The organism is Methanolobus sp. WCC5 (assembly GCF_045690325.1).
In the GTDB taxonomy this organism is placed as follows: domain Archaea; phylum Halobacteriota; class Methanosarcinia; order Methanosarcinales; family Methanosarcinaceae; genus Methanolobus.
On sequence record NZ_CP146981.1, the window covers coordinates 2,271,564 to 2,289,195 of the forward strand.

A 17,632-nucleotide genomic window follows, 5' to 3' on the forward strand; every position below is an offset into this window, starting at 1 on the left:
CTTTTAATGTCGTCTTTTGTTCTTGTTTTAATGTAATTCCCGTAATTTAGGGCATTTATCGGGGGGTAATAGGTGCATATTTTTATATTATTTCCACAAAATTACGACAGAACGCAGATTAAGCTGTGGCAACATGTCAAGTTAACTTGATTTTATGCATGGGTGCCACAGTATCGTCTTTTTTTGCTCATGCTGAAGTATTTGCATATTATCTCTTTTTCTCACTATTTTCTTTCCTTACAAAGTCCGGGACTTAACACAACATTTACATGCAATGAGTCCCTTTCAACATGATATACTTACTATATCGTTCACCGTTTCATGGTGGCATACCATCTTTTGATTGTTAGAGGTTATAATAATGGAAGTCCCTGTTGTTAAACTACCCGATATACAGGCAAACAAGCCGCAGATACCTATTAACCTGACACGTGTTGGTGTCACAAATGTCAAAAAACTTGTAGAGATCAGGAGGAAGGACAAACGTCCGGTCATCCTTATCTGTACCTTCGATATTTTTGTAGACCTTCCTTCTCACCTGAAAGGTGCAAACCTGTCACGCAATTTTGAGGCAGTGGATGAGGTGCTTGAAAAAGCAGTCAACATGCCTGTATATGAGATCGAACAGCTTTGCAGTGATGTTGCCCAGAGTCTTCTGACACGTCATGAATATGCCACTCGGGCAGAAGTGATACTTAAAAGTGAGTACGTGGTCAAAAGGGAGTCCCCTTCCACCAGAATGGAGTGCCAGGAGGTCGTGGAGATATTTGCCGAAGCAATTGCCATGCGTGACGATGTTGAGCACATGGCGGTCAAGAAACTCATTGGTGCGGAAGTAGTAGGGATGACCGCTTGTCCCTGTGCCCAGGAGATAATGCGGGACAACGCAAGAAAAGAGCTTGAAAATATCGGTGTGGATGGAAAGCAGATCGCAGAGTTTCTCCACAGGGTTCCCATGGCAACCCACAATCAGCGCGGACGCGGGATTATTTCCATAGAGGTGGAAGGCAATATCTTTGTCTCACTTGAGAGGATAATAGAGATCATTGAAAAATCAATGAGTTCAAGTGTATTTGAGCTTCTGAAGCGCTCCGATGAGGCAATGGTAGTCCAGACTGCTCATAACAATCCGAAATTCGTAGAGGATTGTGTAAGGACCATGGCAAAGAATGTTGTAAAGGCTTTTGGGCACCTGCCGGATGAGGCAGTTGTAACTATCAAGCAGATCAATGAAGAAAGCATACACAGGCACAATGCCTTTGCTGAAAGGGTTGCAACCATTGGTGACCTTCGCCTGGAAATATCCCAGGATGCCTGATGCAATGCTTAATTATTAATCCCTCTATTGTCATATATCCTAATACAGAATCAGCAGGAGTTACACCGTGGTAGATTCGAAAGATGCCGAAGTTCTGGGTATGGACGGTAATCCTATCATTACAGGATCTGTGGTAAGGTACATTAAAACAGGCACTGTGGGAAAGGTAACAGACATCATGGAAGACAGTGAAGGCATATGGGCCATGGTGGATACTACCGGCCTTTTCTATAAACCCGAAACACTTGTCATTGCAGATGCCAGTGAACTTAAGGAAGAGAGAGTTGCCCGTATATCTGCTTCAGATGCCGAGTCCTATGTACGCTCCTCCGGAGCCTCAACAGATGCAGGTGTTGATATCGGACAGGTGACCGGTGGTGGCTGATCGGCCACCCTTTTGCATGATTATTATTTTTTGACCCCATATCCGGTATTTTTCAGATGGTATTTTTCAGATATCAGATATAACCTTCCTTTTCAAGCAATGTGAGCGATCGTATCCATTCGCCCTTCGGTTCCCTGGATGTACCCACTACCAGTCTTTTTATCTCTCCTATCTGCTCAACGACGCCCTGTACTTCTATAGTCTCGCCTTCAAGGGCCTGCCCGGCATAGGTGTGTGTATAGGAAAGCACGTGGTCTATTTCATCATGCTCCACCTTATAAATTGAAGGACTATCAAAGGCAAAATCTGCATTTGTGACCTTTGCTTCTGTTCTCATGGTGCCGGTATCTATTCCTCTTGGTGCCGGGTCTTTGATCTGCTCCCAGGAGCGAACGAACAGAAGGTCAAAATAAGTGCCATCAACCATTCCTCTGTTGCCTTTTCTTTTCTCATGAAGGACAAATTCGTCAAAAGAGATCTCCGGGATGCGCTTATTGTATATATTCTTCCACATATCCATGTCAATATCTTCGATAGGTCCGGGTTCTGACTTTGCCTTTGTGATTGCATCCCTTGCAACGAACCATTTTTCTCCATAGACTACAAAATCTATGTCTGAACCCTCGTTCTGAAGGCCGGGCAGAAGGGAGCCTGTAATGCCCATCATCTCTCTGTTTATACCTTCCCTTTCAAGTATGTCCACAATTTCAGTTACTCTTTTGTCCAGGCCGTACAGTCTTGCAATTGCACTGCTTGGTGACAGCACCTCTTTTATGTTTTCTTCGGGCACTACATGCACATCCTCCACCCATTCAGGGCGGTTCATGCGCATAAAATCAAAAGCCACATCAAAATCATACTTCTTGTAGCGTTTTCCGGCAAGTTCCCGCTCTCCGCTGTCATCAGGTACGTATCTTAAAGTTGACCTGATTCCATGTGGATGAAAATAATCGGAAACAGCGAATATCCAGTCATCTCTTGTAATGAGGAAATCCCTGAGTCTTGTTTTGATCATATTTTGTCTTCCTCTTGATCTTCCGGTACTTTTCCGGCAGATATTTGTACAGGTAAAATGCCTTTTTACATAAAAATGATACTGGCACAGGATCATGAATATGAGATCTGATAAAATCTGATATATACTTCCAGTCACATGGAAGATATGAATGTACAATATGAATATTGATTTGACCTTTATATAACTTCTAATAAGGAGAGATGTTTTGAGATCCTTTGAAAAATGGGTACTGGATATCCGCAGGGAGTTCCACATGCATCCGGAGCTAAGTTTTAATGAGTATGGGACGCAGGAGCGGATCATGTCCATATTAAAAGAACTTGGAGTGGAATGCAGAAAGATAGCAGGCACCGGAGTTATAGCTGAGCTAAAGGGTAGAGGTCCTGGTCCGTGCATTGCCATACGCTCGGATATTGATGCCCTTGCTGTACATGAATCTGTGACCCGGTTCAATGAAGGTTATATTTCCCTCAATCCCGGTGTAATGCATGCCTGCGGGCACGATGGTCACATGGCCATAGTTCTGGGGGTTGCCAGGCTCATCAGGGAAAAACAAAGTGATTTTTGCGGTTCTGTGCGGTTCATCTTCCAGCCTGCAGAGGAAGTGCCACCAGGCGGTGCTTCCAGGGTTATAGATGAAGGCGGACTTAATGGTGTGGATGCCATCATTGGCCTTCATATCTTTGGCGATGTTGATGCGGGTGCAATCAATGTAGCTCCGGGTCCTTTCATGGCAAGCTCCAACCGCTTCCGGCTGAAGATAATCGGAAAAGGGGGGCACCATTCCACACCGCAATATTGCATCGATCCCATACAAATTGTCTCTGAATTCATATCCTCACTGCATCATCTTATCTCAGAAAAGGTGGCTCCCACAGACTATGTACTCGGCTTTGGCACGATAAGTAGCGGCAGGCAATTCAACAGAAGTCCTGATGTGCTTGAACTCGACGGCAGTTTCCGGACATTCAATGAGCATGACACTGGAATGATAGAAGGGGTAATGTCCTCTTTACTTGATTCCCTCATGCATTCCTATTCCCGTACTGATATTTCCGGTGTTCCTGCATATGAGCTGGATATCCAGCATGGATATCCTGTACTTTTCAATGACCTCCTTTTCACGGACACTGCTTCCACGTTGCTCAGGTCCCGGTTTCCCTTTGTTAATGCCAATGCCAGGGCAATATTTGGTGCTGAGGATTTTGCATACTATCTTCAAAAAATACCCGGCATGTATGTGATCCTGGGGACCAGGAATGTGCACAAAGGCATTGTTGAAGGCAACCATTCGGCCAGTTTTGACATAGATGAGGACGTGTTGATCACCGGTATCGAGTTGCTCAGTTCTGTAGCTCTTGATTTTATGAAAAGACCGGAGGCTTATCTGGGATGGAAATAGTTCCTTTCTCTCCTGAATATTCCTCCCGTACCAGGTCCTTTGTCCTTGGGGTGCTTTCAGAGGAAGGTTTTGATTATGACTCTCTTAAGGATTCTGATCTGGATGACATCCACTCCAGTTATTTTCACAATGGAGGTGTCTTTTTCCTGTCACTTCATCGTGAGAAGCTGATCGGGACATCTGCTGTAAAGAACCTTGGTTGCGGAGTTTGCGAAATAAAAAGACTATATGTAAAGAAAGAATGTCGTGGTAAGGGTATAGGCCTGTCTCTGTTCCTCACTGCACTGGAATTTGCAAAAAAGGATCACTTGTGCATAAAACTGAAAACGGACAGTTCACTCAAAAAAGCCATTTCGATGTATTTGAAGAGTGGTTTTGTTGTAGTGAAAAAAAATAATGGGACCATGTGGTTTGAAAGGCACCTTTGATGCGATGGTCATATGACCTTCATCATTGCGACCTCATCACAATTGGGGAACTTGGGGCACTTTATGCATCCGCTCCATACTTTGTGCGGAAGTAGTTGTTTGTCTATTTTCTCAAATCCCTGTTTTTCAAAGAACGTCACAGCATAGGTAAGAGTGAACACGTTCCGGATTCCAAGGCTTTTTGCTTCTTCAAGGCAGGCATTGATCAGTTGCGTACCAATGCCCTGTTCTCTATACTCGGGTTTTACAGCAAAGGACATCACTTCTGCCATGTCCTCCCAGCTTACCTGGAGGGCGCAACAGCCTACTATCTCATCATCTATCTCACAAACATAGAAGCTACGGGTAAATTCATATAGTTCGCTCAGCGAACGCGGAAGCATCTTCTCCAGCTTTGCATAATGGTCTATGATATTCTTTATCCCGGGTATATCATTAACAGTAGCCTTTCTTATTATCAATTATCAATCTCCGTGAATTGTTAAAAAGAAAAATAGCGAGCGTGAAGGGATTTGAACCCTCGGCTTGCAGCTTAGGAGGCTGCCGCCATATCCTGACTAGGCCACACGCTCATGTTGCGATACTCACGTAATAACATTCAATATCTTAAAGTTATTGGTGAAAACCTTTTCCTTACCGTTGTCTTTGTATTCTATTTTTATTTGTATGGGGATCAATGTGCAATGTAATCACTCCTGCAGTTCCATCAGTTCCATCAGTTTCCTGTTCTTCTCAATGGAGCTGTCAATCCCAAGCAACTGTGGCGGGAATCCCAGGGCAAGTCCCAGAAGCTGTGTATAATGCAGGACGGGTATGTCGTATTCTATTTTCATCTTCTCCCTGATCTCTTCCTGTCCGGCATCCAGTTGCATGTGGCAGAACGGGCACGAATTGACAATACAGTCCACTTCAACCTCTTTTATCCTGGAAAGCTTTGCTTGTGTCATTTTCAGGGATTTGTCCCTCATGGCGGAGCGCACTCCTCCGCCAGCTCCACAGCATGCCATCTTGTCCGGGTAGTCCACACTTGTTGCTCCCAGCGCTGCGACCAGTTCATCAAAAAATGCAGGTCTTTCAAAATTACCCAGACCTCTGTCGCGGGTGGGTTTGATAAGATGGCACCCATAGTGTACCGCAACTCTCAGGGGCAGTTTCCTCTCAACATGGAGGCTGATCTTCTCAGGACTGTACTCATCATACAGGTATTCTATGATATGGCGGACATCTGTTCTGCCTTCTATCTCCTTTCCTATCTTTTTCAGATGTCTGTTTACCTCTTCCTTTGTCCCGTTCTCTTCTTTTATGATGTGGTTAGCATCCGCCAGCGTACTGAAACACCCATTGCAGATAGTGAGTATATCCCTTTCCATTTGCTCTGCCAGTACTATATTGCGGCTTGCAATTGTCAGCCAGGATGTCCTGTCAAAGGATCGGAACACTCCGGGTGCAGGGCAGCAGGAAGCCCCTGTAAGTTCAGTGCAGTCAATATCTAGTTTTGCAAGACATAGTTTCGTTGCCATTTCGATTCCAGGGTATCGGTTAGGCACAAGACATCCCAAAAAGAGCGACAATGTTCCCATATTTAACCTTCTGCCTCATGATCATTGTTATGTCCAATGACTGTTTCAAATCCACAGGATCTGAGCAGTTCCTTCACTTCTTCAAGCCCTTCTTTGTACTTCTGCACAGTCTCAGGAAGCTCCTCCATTCCAAGATATGTTCTTATCTTCCTGTTCTCTTCATTGATGGGTACTGCATGGCCGTACTTCAGCAACATTGTGCAGACCTCCCGGTGCTCGGGATGAATTATCCCCTGATGCACAGCGGTGGCCCGGATGTCCAGCAATATATCAACGATGGGAATGTTCCTTGGGCATCTCTCCTGGCAATTGTAGCAGGTGGTGCACATCCATAGTTCTTCATTACTGAGTATGGCTGATTTTCTGCCAGCTATCTTCACAAGTTTCCTGATATTCAGGCTTGTGTGCCTGCCGGAGGGGCAACTGCTACTGCAGACTCCGCATTGCATACATCTGAGAATATCTTTATGATGGTTATCGGTTTCATGTGACTTTGCCGTTTGAGCCGTATTCCCGTCTTTCATAGGACTTTTTCCTGGAATCTGTATTTTTGCAAAACTGGTAAAGCTTGCGCAAGTATAGTTTGTAGTTGCGGCAACTTCGGATATGAATATCCTTTTTTCTCTTCTTTAACCCTTTGCCGGAAATATCATAATAATATGGGGGTCAAATTATAATAAGTGTATATTTTTTTAGTTCCTTTTTTATGTTATTGTTTTTCCCTGTTCTTTTATCTTTTCACAGGTAAGTTTTAATTATCCTCATATTTTACTTTTCTTTGGGGAGTAAACACTTCAGTCGAAGATCAACGGCAAACTATATATATTATCTAATAGGTAATGGGTTACTTACACCCCTTAACGAATGGAGGAATAGTCTAAATGATAAAAGCAAATCCAGTAACAAAGGAAGATGTGTTACAGGCTGTAACCGAGTGTGATGTTAAGTTTATAAGAACTCAGTTCACCGATACTATGGGAATGATCAAGAGCTGGGCTATCCCGGCAGAAGATCTTGAAGGTGCATTTGAGAACGGTGTAATGTTCGATGGTTCATCAATCGAGGGTTTCACAAGGATAGAAGAGTCCGATATGATCCTTATGCCAGACCCTTCTACCTTCAGGTTACTTCCATGGAGGCCAAAGGAAGGTGCAGTTGCCCGTATCATAGGTGATGTGTTCAGGCCCAACGGCAAGCCGTTTGAAGGAGACCCCAGGTATGTGCTGAAGCAGGCTGTTGCAGAAGCAGCTAAGATGGGATATACAATGAACACAGGTCCGGAGCTTGAGTTCTTCCTCTTCGAACTTGATGAGAAGGGTCATCCTACCACAAATCTCACAGACAAGGGTGGATACTTTGATTTCGCACCCCTTGACAAGGCACAGGATGTAAGGAGAGCTATCGATTTCGCCCTTGAGGACATGGGCTTTAAGCTGGAAGCATCCCACCATGAAGTTGCTCCTTCACAGCACGAGATAAACTTCAGGTTCAATGATGTGCTAAGCACATGTGACAGTATTGTTACATTTAAGTATGTTGTAAAATCCATTGCAGCACATATGGGTTATTACGCAACCTTCATGCCAAAGCCACTCTATGGTGTGAACGGTTCAGGCATGCATTCCAACCAGTCTCTGATGATGAATGGTGATAACGCATTCTATGACCCGGACACCCCTGACAAGCTTTCAATAACTGCAAGGCAGTACATTGCAGGTATCCTTAAATATGTCCGCGAGTTCGCTGCAATAACCAATTCAACGGTGAACTCATATAAGAGGCTCGTACCGGGATATGAGGCACCGATTTACTGTACCTGGTCAGCATCCAACAGGAGCTCACTTATCAGGATCCCTGCATCAAGAGGTCTTGGTACAAGGGTCGAACTGAGATGCCCGGACCCTGCATGTAACCCGTACCTTGCATTTGCAGTGATGCTTCGTGCAGGTCTTGAAGGCATAAAGAACGAAATGGAAGTTCCTCCGTCAACCGATGTCAACATCTTCAAGCTAAGTGAGGATGAAAGAAAGACAAGAGGTATCGAGTCATTGCCAGGTAACCTTAAGGAAGCCGTTGATCTTATGGCAGGCAGTGAATTCGTAAAGAGTGTTGTGGGTGACCACGTGTTCGCAAATTATCTCAAGGCAAAGAATGCTCAGTGGGACGACTACAAGGCACAGGTACACCAGTGGGAACTTGACACATATCTTAGCATACTGTAAGGGGATTCCCCTTACTTTCACTTTATATTCAATTCATGACATACTTGAACTTACAATAATTCATAATATATTTAGATCCGCAGCACTTTAAAAGCTGCTAAAACGTGAACATCAACAGTTCATGCGACACGGGCGACCTTGTGGATCTTTGCATGGTTATATCCATAAAGGTAAATACTACATTTGGCCCTCAGTAAAAAACTACATATAGTGATCAACATGTGCGGAATTATAGGCGTAATCGATCGGACGATGTCCAGGATGGACGGCTCCAGCATTAAGAGAGCATTGAGTCTGATGGATGAAAGAGGAAGTGGAGAAGGCGCAGGATACGTAGCTTATGGTATATATCCTGACTATCCGGATTGCTACGCGATCCACGTATTTTTTGATAATCTGTTAGAACCGAAATCCACTGTGGACAGGATACTTCAAACCTGGGGCAGGATAGCTCACCAGGAAGAGATACCTACCTATGACCAGCCCCGTCTTAAAAAGGAACACATTCCATGGAGGTATTTCTTCAAGCCATATACGGACCTTATGGTAGGTACTACAAGCCCGGCTGATGATACTGTCAAGCATCTTGTGATGACAATAAATTCCACAGTAGAAGGTGCCCTGGTATTTTCTTCCGGTATCAATCTCGGTGTTTTCAAGGCAGCCGGATGGCCTGAGGATGTGGCAAATTTCTACAGGATAGAGGATTACGAAGGTTACATATGGCTTGCTCACAACCGATACCCTACCAACACTCCGGGATGGTGGGGAGGGGCTCATCCATTCAACCTGCTTGACTGGGCAGTTGTCCACAATGGTGAGATAACCTCATACGGCACCAACCGTCGTTATGTGGAGAGTAACGGATACAAATGTACCATGTCTACGGACACCGAAGTTGTGGCTTACCTCTTTGATCTTCTGGGAAGAAGGCATGGTCTTCCCTCTGAGACCGTGGTTACGGCATTAGCTCCTCCTTTCTGGGACGAGATCGATGAGATGCCGCAAAAACAGGAAGAGTTCATGCGGGCATTGCGCCTTACGTATGGGCCTGCACTTATGAATGGTCCTTTTGCAATAGTAGTTGCTACAAAGGACGGGATCGTAGGTTTTACCGACAGGATAAAGTTGCGGCCCCTTGTCGTGGGCGAGAAGGGTCCTCTTCTCTACATATCCAGTGAAGAAGCTGCCATTCGTATAATGGATCCTGATATAGATACAATATACATGCCAAGGGCAGGAGAACCGGTTGTTGGGAGGGTCATGACATGAGTCTTGGAAGTGTTCCGCTTAAGTACAGGATAAGTATTGACCGTGACCAGTGCATGAAATGCATGCGCTGTGTCGATAACTGTTCTTATGGCGTTTACAGGATAGAGAATGACAGGATCCTCATCGATTCCCGCAAGTGTACTGCATGTCATCGCTGTATTTCCATGTGTCCCAGAGATGCCATCATGCTACAGGAAAAGCCTGTTGATTATCGCAGCCATCCCCTGTGGACAGCAGAGGCACGTGAAGATATCATCAACCAGGCACGTACCGGCAAGATAATCCTTGCCGGAATGGGCAATGCGATCGACTATCCAATAATATTTGACAGACTCGTGCTTGATGCATGCCAGGTCACCAACCCGAGCATAGATCCTCTGAGAGAGCCAATGGAGCTTCGGACCTATCTTGGCAAGAAGCCTGCAAAACTGGAATTCACAAAGAACAACGGGGATGTGGAGCTTAAAACAAAGCTCTCTCCAAATCTGAAGCTGGATACACCGATAATGATAGGTCATATGAGCTATGGTGCCATCAGCCTTAACGCACAGCTCAGTCTGGCAAAGGCTGTTGCAAAGACCGGGACCTTCATGGGCACCGGTGAAGGAGGGATGCACGAAGCCATCTATCCGTATCAGGACCATACTATAGTCCAGATAGCATCAGGTCGATTTGGTGTGGATATCAATTATCTGGAGCGTGGTGCAGCTATTGAGATCAAGATAGGCCAGGGTGCAAAGCCTGGTATTGGTGGTCATCTGCCCGGGGAGAAAGTATGTTCTGATGTTTCATGTACCCGTATGATACCCATGGGTTCGGATGCGATCAGCCCTGCTCCACATCATGATATTTACAGTATAGAGGATCTCGCACAGCTGGTACGCAGCCTTAAGGAGGCTACGAACTGGGAGAAACCCGTCTTTGTGAAAATAGCTGCAGTGCACAACGTGGCTGCAATAGCAGCAGGTATTGCCCGCTCATCTGCAGATGCGGTTGTCATTGACGGTTTCCGCGGTGGAACTGGCGCTGCTCCAAAGGTGTTCAGGGATAACGTAGGCATACCTATAGAGGCTGCAGTTGCTGCAGTGGACCAGAAGTTAAATGATCAGGGCATCCGCAACCAGGTCTCTGTCATTGCAAGTGGTGGTATACGTAACAGTGCCGATCTTGCAAAGTCCATAGCTCTTGGAGCTGATGCTGTGTACATAGGAACAGCTTCTCTGATAGCACTCGGATGTCGTGTATGCGGTAACTGTTACCGTGGTATGTGCCCGTGGGGTATTGCTACACAGAAGCCCGAACTGGTGCAGCGCATCGATCCGGAGCTAGGTTCGCAGCATGTTGCAAATCTCATACATGCATGGACACTTGAGCTGAGCGAACTCATGGGTGCGGCAGGTATTAACAGTATTGAAAGCCTTCGTGGGAATCGTGAACGCCTGCGTGGATACATGCTTGACGAAGGTCTGCTCAATGTCCTTAAAGTAGGATCAGTGGGGGCCTGATGGAAGTGGATCCTTTGGTAATTGATGTTAAAGGCATGCACTACACCCCGCTGAACAGAATGATCCGTGAGGCAGTGGCTTCCGGCGTCAGGGACATAGTGCTTAATAATGTCCTTGGCCAGCGTTTTATTGGTAACGGCTTAAGAGGCAATGTTAAAATAATCATCAATGGGGTACCCGGGGGGGACCTCGGGATGTTTATGAGCGGTCCTGAATTTGAGATATTCGGTGATTCTGAACATGCTCCTGGTAATACAATGGACAATGGTTACCTTTTCATCCATGGCAGTGCCGGCGATGCAGTGGCGCATAGTATGCGCGGAGGCAAGGTATTCGTTAAGGGAAACATTGGATACCGTGGCGGCATCCATATGAAGGAATATGATGGCAAGTATCCCATCCTTGCTGTTGGTGGCACAACTCATGCATTCCTGGGCGAATACATGGCAGGTGGTCTTATCCTGGTGCTTGGGATCGGCCAGGAGCCGGCGGTCAGGGACCGTGGGATCGGAAGTGGCATACATGGTGGCGAGATTGTCATCAGGGGTGATATCAGCGAAAAGCTTCTTGGTGTAGGGGCTAAAAAGGTTGAGTTCACTAAGAAGGATCTGGAAAGGCTAACTCCTGTGATAGAAGAATTCTGTGAAAGGTTTGGTATCGATCCTGCTCCTTTCCTGGACACGAACTATTCGAGAATAATCCCTGCAAGCAGCAGGCCTTTTGCAGGTAAATACACATGGGAGTGATCACAATGACTGGTAAGAATTATCTGGATCTGAAGGCAGAGATATGGGACACGGAAAAATGTGCCTCTTGTGGTGCATGTGTTGCGGTGTGTCCGGCAGATGCCATTTATTTTGAGATTGGAAGGGATTCCACCCATCCTCTCAATAGTGGCTATTGTAAGGATGTAAACGACGGGGTTCCATGCGGTGCATGCTATGAGGTTTGCCCGAGGATTGACAGGCCATCGTCTGAGGTACTTGGTGATTACATCGATATAGTGTCTGCAAAGTCAACGATGGATGTGCCCAGAAAACAGAGCGGCGGGGCTGTTACGGCGATACTGGCCAACGCCCTTGAGCAGGGCATGATAGATGCCATCGTAACTGTTGTGGAAGATCCCTGGACGCTCAGGCCCTCATCTGCTGTAATAACTTCATCCGAGGTGCTTGTTCACCACGCAGGCAGCCGTTACAACTGGTGGGTTCCTCTTGTAGCTTCTCTTAAAGAAGCCATCATCACGCGGAAATTCACCAATGTTGCTGTAGTGGGTGTGCCATGCGTTGTGCAGGCTGTGAGCAAGATGCGCAGGAGTGACCTGGATCTGTTGCGTCCTTTCAGGAAATACATACGTCTTGTGGTGGGACTTTTCTGTACCGAGACATTCGATTATGAAAAACTCGTGCAGGATAAGCTCATTGCACAGCGCCAGATAGAGCCACTGGACATAATACGTTTCGATGTGAAGGGTAAGCTTGAGATCACCCTTAAAGATGGAAGCATGATAACTATCTCACTTCAGGAGGTTGAAGATTGCGTGCGTCCGGGATGTCATATATGCACAGACCTTACTGCGCTGGATGCTGATATCTCTGCAGGTTCCATTGGCAGCCCGGGAGGGGCTACGACCCTGATCATACGTAATCCTGTTGGTAAGCAGTTCGTTGACAACGCCTTAAGGAATGAAAAGCTCTCACTTAAAGATGATGTAACTCTGGAGTTGGTTGAAAAGCTTTCTGCAAAGAAGCTTGAACGAATGCCGGAGGAGTAAATAAAAACGAAAATATCACATTTATGGACACGGTGCCTATCCACTTCCTCTATTCTTCCTAACCATGCAATAGGCATTCGTGTCCTGTCTTTTTTCAATCAGAGCGGTCATTTTTCAGGATGGGTTTCCTGTAATATACTCCGCAGCGATGGGTTTTACTCAAAACCTCTCTACTGGAGAATCTGATCTTATATTATTGTTTTGCACAAGGATGTGCTAGACCTTTTTTTTGTAATATATAGTATCTATGCCAATTCCTCTGTCATTGAGGACTACAGTATATGAGTAGTATCCCAACCTCTCGTAGAATTTAATTGCAGCAGGATTGCCTGACCAGGTGCAAAGGTAGATGGTCTTTACATCCTGTTCAACAAGTTCCTCTTCAAGCCTCAGGCAGAGTGCTTTGCTAACACCGGCATTCCTGTGTTCCGGATGTGTAGCAAGGAAATTAATGTAGGCGCTGTCATCACTTTTCCAGTTCCTTGTGTACCCCACCATGCCTATGAACTCTTCAGGCGGGTCAGGGCGGTCCCTTCCCATTAAGCTTGCAACAAGGAAATTTGCATCCGGTGTGTCAAGACATTTCTTAATCCTTTCGGGAATACCTCCTCCCCTTTTGCTCAGGGGAGGATAAAAATCGTTATCTACAAGCTCAATAAACCCTTTAACCTGTAGATTGTCTTCTTTTTTTGCTTCCCTTATACAAAATCCAGGGCCCATGGCTTTCAAATCGTGTTAAGGTAACGCTGTACCTCCCAGTCGTGGACCTGTGTTCTGTATGCATCCCATTCTGCTCTTGCAAGTCTTAGTATATTGTCATGGACATGTGCACCAAGTGTACTTTTAAGGAGTTCATCCTTCTCAAGATGGTCGGCACTTTCGCTGATAGTGGATGGCAGTGTCTCGATACCTCTCTCTACACGCTCCTGTTTTGTCAGGTCAAATACATTGTAATCCATTATCTTTCCGGGATCCATTTTATTCCTGATACCCTCCAGGCCTGCAGCAAGGATGGCTGCAAACGTAAGGTACGGATTGCATGAGGGGTCCGGACTTCTAAGCTCCACTCTTGTGCTCTTTCCCCTGGCAGAAGGTATGCGTATGAGTGAGCTGCGGTTTGCACCGGACCATGTGATATAAACAGGCGCCTCGTAACCGGGTATCAGTCGTTTGTATGAGTTTACAAGCGGGTTTGAAATGCAACTGATAGCTTTAATGTGTTTCAGGACACCAGCGATGAACTGTCTTGCGGTCTCGCTGATCTCCATCTCTTCCTCCGGGTCATAGAACGCATTTTCCTCCCCCTGGGATAGCGAAAGATTCACATGCATACCTGATCCGTTTTCTACTGCAATGGGTTTTGGCATGAATGTGGCATGCAGTCCATGCAGCTTTGCAATGGTCCTTGTAACATATTTGAATGTCATGACGTTGTCAGCTGTTGTAAGCGCATCCCCGTACTTGAAATCTATCTCGTGCTGACCAAAAGCAACCTCGTGGTGGGATGCCTCAATGTCAAAATTCAGATCTGTAAGTGTCAGGACTATATCTCTTCTGATATCCTCTGCAAGGTCAGTGGGTGCAAACTCAAAATACCTTCCGTAATCATGGGGTATTGTGGTCACTTTCCCATCTATCTTCTCAAAAAGGAAAAACTCCAGTTCAGGGCCGACATTGAAAGTATATCCTATGTCTTCAGCCTCTTTCATAACCTTTCTGAGGACATAGCGGGGGTCAGCTTCAAAAGGTTTCCCGTTGGGGAGATGGATATCACAGATCATTCTTGCTACAACACCCTTTTCTTTGTTCCATGGGAGTATTGCAAAGGTTGTGATATCAGGCTTTAATACCATGTCAGATTCATCGATCCTGACAAAGCCCTCAATTGATGACCCGTCAAATGAGATGCCTATGGTCAATGCCTTTTCTATCTGCGTTACAGGGATCTCCACATCTTTGACCACACCCTGTATGTCTGTAAACTGTAACCTTATGAACTTTACGTTATTCGTTTCAATTGCTTTGATAACGTCTTCCTTATTGCAAATTATCATTGGATCGCCTGCTATTCTTCCTATATATCCTGCACATAGTATGCAAAATTATTCCTGCTTATCTACTTCCATGCAGTTATAGGTTGCCATTAACTACTACTGTATAATCGGGTGTGTTGTTCTTCTATGTTCCTTTACAGGGCAGAGGGCCAAGGGTAGTTGACAAGTGCCCCCGAATGATATGTTCTTTTAAGCGTTTATATCGGCTTTCTGGGAATGTCCGTATTTTTGACAATGGAATTTTGATTTGGGTTTTGCAGTTATTGAAATATAGGCTCTGTAGAAATCCTCTACGTTACTATAAATCACAAATGTGAAAAAATGCAATATGTGTTCATCTGTGTTCATCTGCGTTTATCTGCGGCTATGACTTAAAACTCTTTGACGATCTGGATTTCTACAGAGCTGAAATATATACATATTATCCAGGCTTGTTCTTTCCGCAAGAGGACAGGTAATGCATGATAATCTTATATTTGTCGGCATTTCACGACAACTATTTATAATTTTGAATCCCTGATATTTGTGGGAGGTAGTGATGTCAGAGAAATCCTGGTTTTTTGCAATGAATGATGATGACCTGAAAGAGGGAGGCCTGGAGTTTTCCAGGGTAAAGGGAACTCCTGTACTTATGACAAGGAAAAATGGGACTGTATATTCTCTTTTTGGCAAGTGCAAACATATGGGGTGCCGTCTTTCCAAGGGTACTTTCAGTGATGATTTCATCCTTAAGTGTGCCTGTCATGGCTGGGAATATGATATAAGGTCCGGTAAATACCTTGGGGACAAGGAAGAGTCGCTGGAACTATATGAGAACAAAGTAGAAGATGGGAAGATATTTGTTCTTCTTTGATGCATTTGTTTTATTGGGTGATCTGAAATGACTTCATGGTTGATCGCAGCAAGTGGCAATGAAGTAAAAGAAGGCAGGATGAAGCCTTTAGATGCAGGAGGGAAAAGAATTCTCCTTATTCGCATAGAGGATGAAGTGTTTGCCATTGAGAACCGCTGTCCTCACATGAACTGTCCTCTTCAGGGCGGTATTCTCGAGGGTCATTCTATTAAATGTCCATGCCATAACTGGAGCTTTGACATCCGTACCGGAGCCTATGCAGCATCTGACAGTATCAGGTTAAACATATATGAAACACAGGAAAAGGATGGGAAGATATCCGTGCTTATTTGATATGGCAGGTATGTATCTATGACTCAGGAAAACAAGTGGATATTGGCAATAAAGGAAAATGAACTTGCAGATGGGGATAAGAAGGCCTTATTACTTGAGGGCAATAAGGTACTGGTCCTCAGAATAGATGGCGACTTTTATGCAATGTCGAATAAGTGTCCTCATATGCAATGCCCTCTTTCAAAGGGTACACTGGAAGGATATGTGATAAAATGTCCTTGCCACGACTGGAAATTTGATATCCGAAACGGTGAATTCCTTGATGCAACAGAGATCAAGGTCCCTATATATGAAACAAGCCTTATGGAAGGAAGTGTTTTTGTCAATATGGAAGGTGCAGGCAAATGAAGAAAGTTGTCATGTACACCCTCAGCACCTGTCCCTGGTGTATGAGGGCAAAGAAATTCTTCAGGGAAAATGATATTCCTTTTGAATATACGGATTATGATAAAGCAGATGACAGGACAAAACAGGCTATCAGGGACGACTGCAAGGCACATGATTCGGAAATGTCCTTTCCATTTGTGAAAATCGATGAAGATGTGGTTGTAGGGTACAACCCGCAGAAATATTCCAAATTATTGGGGCTATGAAGGTCCCTGTATGGGGCCTGTGTGCTCCGTATCCCTGTTCACAGGGAAAGATGGTACGATGAAACACGGGGGTGTGGTGTATGCCATAAGGGGAGATCATCCTTGGCAGCCTTATGGATATATCAGTGCAGTCACTCCTTAAATGTAAAAACAGGACGTGATATCAATGGGAACAGAAAAAGATGGTGTAATTGAGAACATAAGGACACGAAGAAGTGTCCGGGAATATACTGACAGGGAAGTAAGTGATGATGATATCCTTACGATCATCGATGCGGGTGTTCATGCACCTTCCGGTTTTAACAGCCAGCCCTGGTTCTTTGTGGTTGTGAAGAACCGGGAAATGATGAAAAGGATGTCAGATCATTGCAAACCACGTCTGCTGGCGCAACTGGAAGAGGTCACAGATGAGAATGCCATCGATTTTAAAAAAGAGCTTGCAAACGCCGATTTCAATATATTCTACGATGCTCCAGTAGTTATAATGGTCCTTGGAAGCAATGCAGGTTTTACAACGGACTATGACTGTTCCCTGTGTGCACAGAACATGATGCTTGCAGCACATTCCCTGGGGATCGGGAGTTGCTGGATAGGGACGGCATGTTTCATACAGGATAACTCTGAGTTCATGGCGGAGCTGGGGATAACTCCAAATTACCGGGTGGTCGCACCGATAGTGTTCGGATATGCGGCAAAAGAACCCGAAGAACCCGAAAAGAAAGACCCGGAGGTTGTCTGGGTAAGGTGAATTATATTCCGGCATACTATAATATAATATAATTTAATATACTATATAATATAATATAATATAATATAATATGCCATGCTAAATATTTTTGATGCAGGATATGGTTTCCGTTTTTCTATCCTGCAAACCATACTTTGATGCGATTAC

20 protein-coding genes and 1 tRNA gene are annotated in these 17,632 nt (G+C 45.0%); 14 read left to right on the forward strand and 7 right to left on the reverse strand.

Annotated features, from left to right (window positions below; all coding sequences use genetic code 11):
• Positions 1 to 361: 361 nt before the first annotated feature.
• On the forward strand, positions 362 to 1,318 hold the full coding sequence (mptA, locus tag V7O64_RS11100; protein WP_407355453.1) for a GTP cyclohydrolase MptA: 957 nt from the start codon (positions 362 to 364) through the stop codon (positions 1,316 to 1,318).
• A 67-nt stretch (positions 1,319 to 1,385) separates the two neighbouring features.
• Positions 1,386 to 1,703: a DUF2098 domain-containing protein gene (locus V7O64_RS11105; RefSeq protein WP_407355454.1), complete on the forward strand. Its 318-nt coding sequence runs from the start codon at positions 1,386 to 1,388 to the stop codon at positions 1,701 to 1,703.
• Positions 1,704 to 1,776: 73 nt separating this feature from the next.
• Here the strand turns inward: V7O64_RS11105 and V7O64_RS11110 are convergent, their stop codons facing one another.
• On the reverse strand, positions 1,777 to 2,718 hold the full coding sequence (locus V7O64_RS11110; RefSeq protein WP_407355455.1) for a nucleotidyltransferase domain-containing protein: 942 nt from the start codon (positions 2,716 to 2,718) through the stop codon (positions 1,777 to 1,779).
• Between the two features lie 208 nt (positions 2,719 to 2,926).
• Here V7O64_RS11110 and V7O64_RS11115 point away from each other — a divergent pair, with 208 nt between their 5' ends.
• Complete coding sequence (locus V7O64_RS11115) at positions 2,927 to 4,123, forward strand: M20 family metallopeptidase (RefSeq protein ID WP_407355456.1); 1,197 nt, start codon at positions 2,927 to 2,929, stop codon at positions 4,121 to 4,123.
• The gene (locus tag V7O64_RS11120) at positions 4,114 to 4,551 is read left to right on the forward strand and encodes a GNAT family N-acetyltransferase (protein ID WP_407355457.1); all 438 of its coding nucleotides are present in this window, start codon (positions 4,114 to 4,116) and stop codon (positions 4,549 to 4,551) included. The genes V7O64_RS11115 and V7O64_RS11120 overlap by 10 nt, the downstream gene beginning before the upstream one ends.
• Before the next feature lie 8 nt (positions 4,552 to 4,559).
• Here the strand turns inward: V7O64_RS11120 and V7O64_RS11125 are convergent, their stop codons facing one another.
• The 4 genes from V7O64_RS11125 to hdrC form a co-directional block, all read right to left on the reverse strand.
• Complete coding sequence (locus tag V7O64_RS11125; protein ID WP_407355458.1) at positions 4,560 to 5,012, reverse strand: N-acetyltransferase; 453 nt, start codon at positions 5,010 to 5,012, stop codon at positions 4,560 to 4,562.
• 36 nt (positions 5,013 to 5,048) lie between these two features.
• Positions 5,049 to 5,123, reverse strand: a tRNA-Arg gene (locus tag V7O64_RS11130).
• 117 nt (positions 5,124 to 5,240) lie between these two features.
• Positions 5,241 to 6,131, reverse strand: a complete 891-nt coding sequence (gene hdrB / locus V7O64_RS11135) for a CoB--CoM heterodisulfide reductase subunit B (RefSeq protein ID WP_407355459.1) — start codon at positions 6,129 to 6,131, stop codon at positions 5,241 to 5,243.
• A 2-nt stretch (positions 6,132 to 6,133) separates the two neighbouring features.
• Positions 6,134 to 6,655, reverse strand: coding sequence for a CoB--CoM heterodisulfide reductase subunit C (hdrC, locus tag V7O64_RS11140; protein ID WP_407355460.1), 522 nt, complete (start codon positions 6,653 to 6,655; stop codon positions 6,134 to 6,136).
• A 357-nt stretch (positions 6,656 to 7,012) separates the two neighbouring features.
• Between hdrC and glnA the strand changes: the two genes are divergently transcribed.
• The 5 genes from glnA to V7O64_RS11165 all read left to right on the forward strand — a co-directional run bounded on the left by glnA (position 7,013) and on the right by V7O64_RS11165 (position 12,904).
• Positions 7,013 to 8,353, forward strand: a complete 1,341-nt coding sequence (gene glnA, locus V7O64_RS11145) for a type I glutamate--ammonia ligase (RefSeq protein WP_407355461.1) — start codon at positions 7,013 to 7,015, stop codon at positions 8,351 to 8,353.
• A 219-nt stretch (positions 8,354 to 8,572) separates the two neighbouring features.
• Entirely contained in the window at positions 8,573 to 9,625 is a 1,053-nt protein-coding gene (locus V7O64_RS11150) for a class II glutamine amidotransferase (RefSeq protein WP_407355462.1), read from the forward strand.
• A complete protein-coding gene (locus tag V7O64_RS11155; RefSeq protein WP_407355463.1) occupies positions 9,622 to 11,130 on the forward strand; it encodes a glutamate synthase-related protein in 1,509 nt (502 codons plus the stop codon). Before V7O64_RS11150 ends, V7O64_RS11155 begins: the two co-directional genes overlap by 4 nt.
• Positions 11,130 to 11,876, forward strand: a complete 747-nt coding sequence (locus V7O64_RS11160; protein ID WP_407355464.1) for a hypothetical protein — start codon at positions 11,130 to 11,132, stop codon at positions 11,874 to 11,876. The genes V7O64_RS11155 and V7O64_RS11160 overlap by 1 nt, the downstream gene beginning before the upstream one ends.
• 5 nt (positions 11,877 to 11,881) lie before the next feature.
• Positions 11,882 to 12,904 (forward strand): Coenzyme F420 hydrogenase/dehydrogenase, beta subunit C-terminal domain, encoded by a 1,023-nt coding sequence (locus V7O64_RS11165; protein ID WP_407355465.1) that lies wholly within the window; start codon positions 11,882 to 11,884, stop codon positions 12,902 to 12,904.
• A 216-nt stretch (positions 12,905 to 13,120) separates the two neighbouring features.
• Here V7O64_RS11165 and V7O64_RS11170 read toward each other — a convergent pair whose 3' ends face one another.
• Complete coding sequence (locus V7O64_RS11170; protein ID WP_407355466.1) at positions 13,121 to 13,624, reverse strand: GNAT family N-acetyltransferase; 504 nt, start codon at positions 13,622 to 13,624, stop codon at positions 13,121 to 13,123.
• Positions 13,625 to 13,629: 5 nt separating this feature from the next.
• Positions 13,630 to 14,958, reverse strand: a complete 1,329-nt coding sequence (locus V7O64_RS11175) for a glutamine synthetase family protein (protein ID WP_407355467.1) — start codon at positions 14,956 to 14,958, stop codon at positions 13,630 to 13,632.
• A 538-nt stretch (positions 14,959 to 15,496) separates the two neighbouring features.
• Here V7O64_RS11175 and V7O64_RS11180 point away from each other — a divergent pair.
• The 5 genes from V7O64_RS11180 to V7O64_RS11200 all read left to right on the forward strand — a co-directional run bounded on the left by V7O64_RS11180 (position 15,497) and on the right by V7O64_RS11200 (position 17,485).
• On the forward strand, positions 15,497 to 15,811 hold the full coding sequence (locus V7O64_RS11180) for a Rieske (2Fe-2S) protein (protein ID WP_407355468.1): 315 nt from the start codon (positions 15,497 to 15,499) through the stop codon (positions 15,809 to 15,811).
• Positions 15,812 to 15,838: 27 nt separating this feature from the next.
• On the forward strand, positions 15,839 to 16,144 hold the full coding sequence (locus V7O64_RS11185; protein WP_407355469.1) for a Rieske (2Fe-2S) protein: 306 nt from the start codon (positions 15,839 to 15,841) through the stop codon (positions 16,142 to 16,144).
• Between the two features lie 18 nt (positions 16,145 to 16,162).
• Positions 16,163 to 16,492, forward strand: a complete 330-nt coding sequence (locus V7O64_RS11190; protein WP_407355470.1) for a Rieske (2Fe-2S) protein — start codon at positions 16,163 to 16,165, stop codon at positions 16,490 to 16,492.
• Positions 16,489 to 16,737 (forward strand): glutaredoxin family protein, encoded by a 249-nt coding sequence (locus V7O64_RS11195; protein WP_407355471.1) that lies wholly within the window; start codon positions 16,489 to 16,491, stop codon positions 16,735 to 16,737. Before V7O64_RS11190 ends, V7O64_RS11195 begins: the two co-directional genes overlap by 4 nt.
• 166 nt (positions 16,738 to 16,903) lie before the next feature.
• Complete coding sequence (locus V7O64_RS11200; RefSeq protein WP_407355472.1) at positions 16,904 to 17,485, forward strand: nitroreductase family protein; 582 nt, start codon at positions 16,904 to 16,906, stop codon at positions 17,483 to 17,485.
• Positions 17,486 to 17,632: the final 147 nt, after the last annotated feature.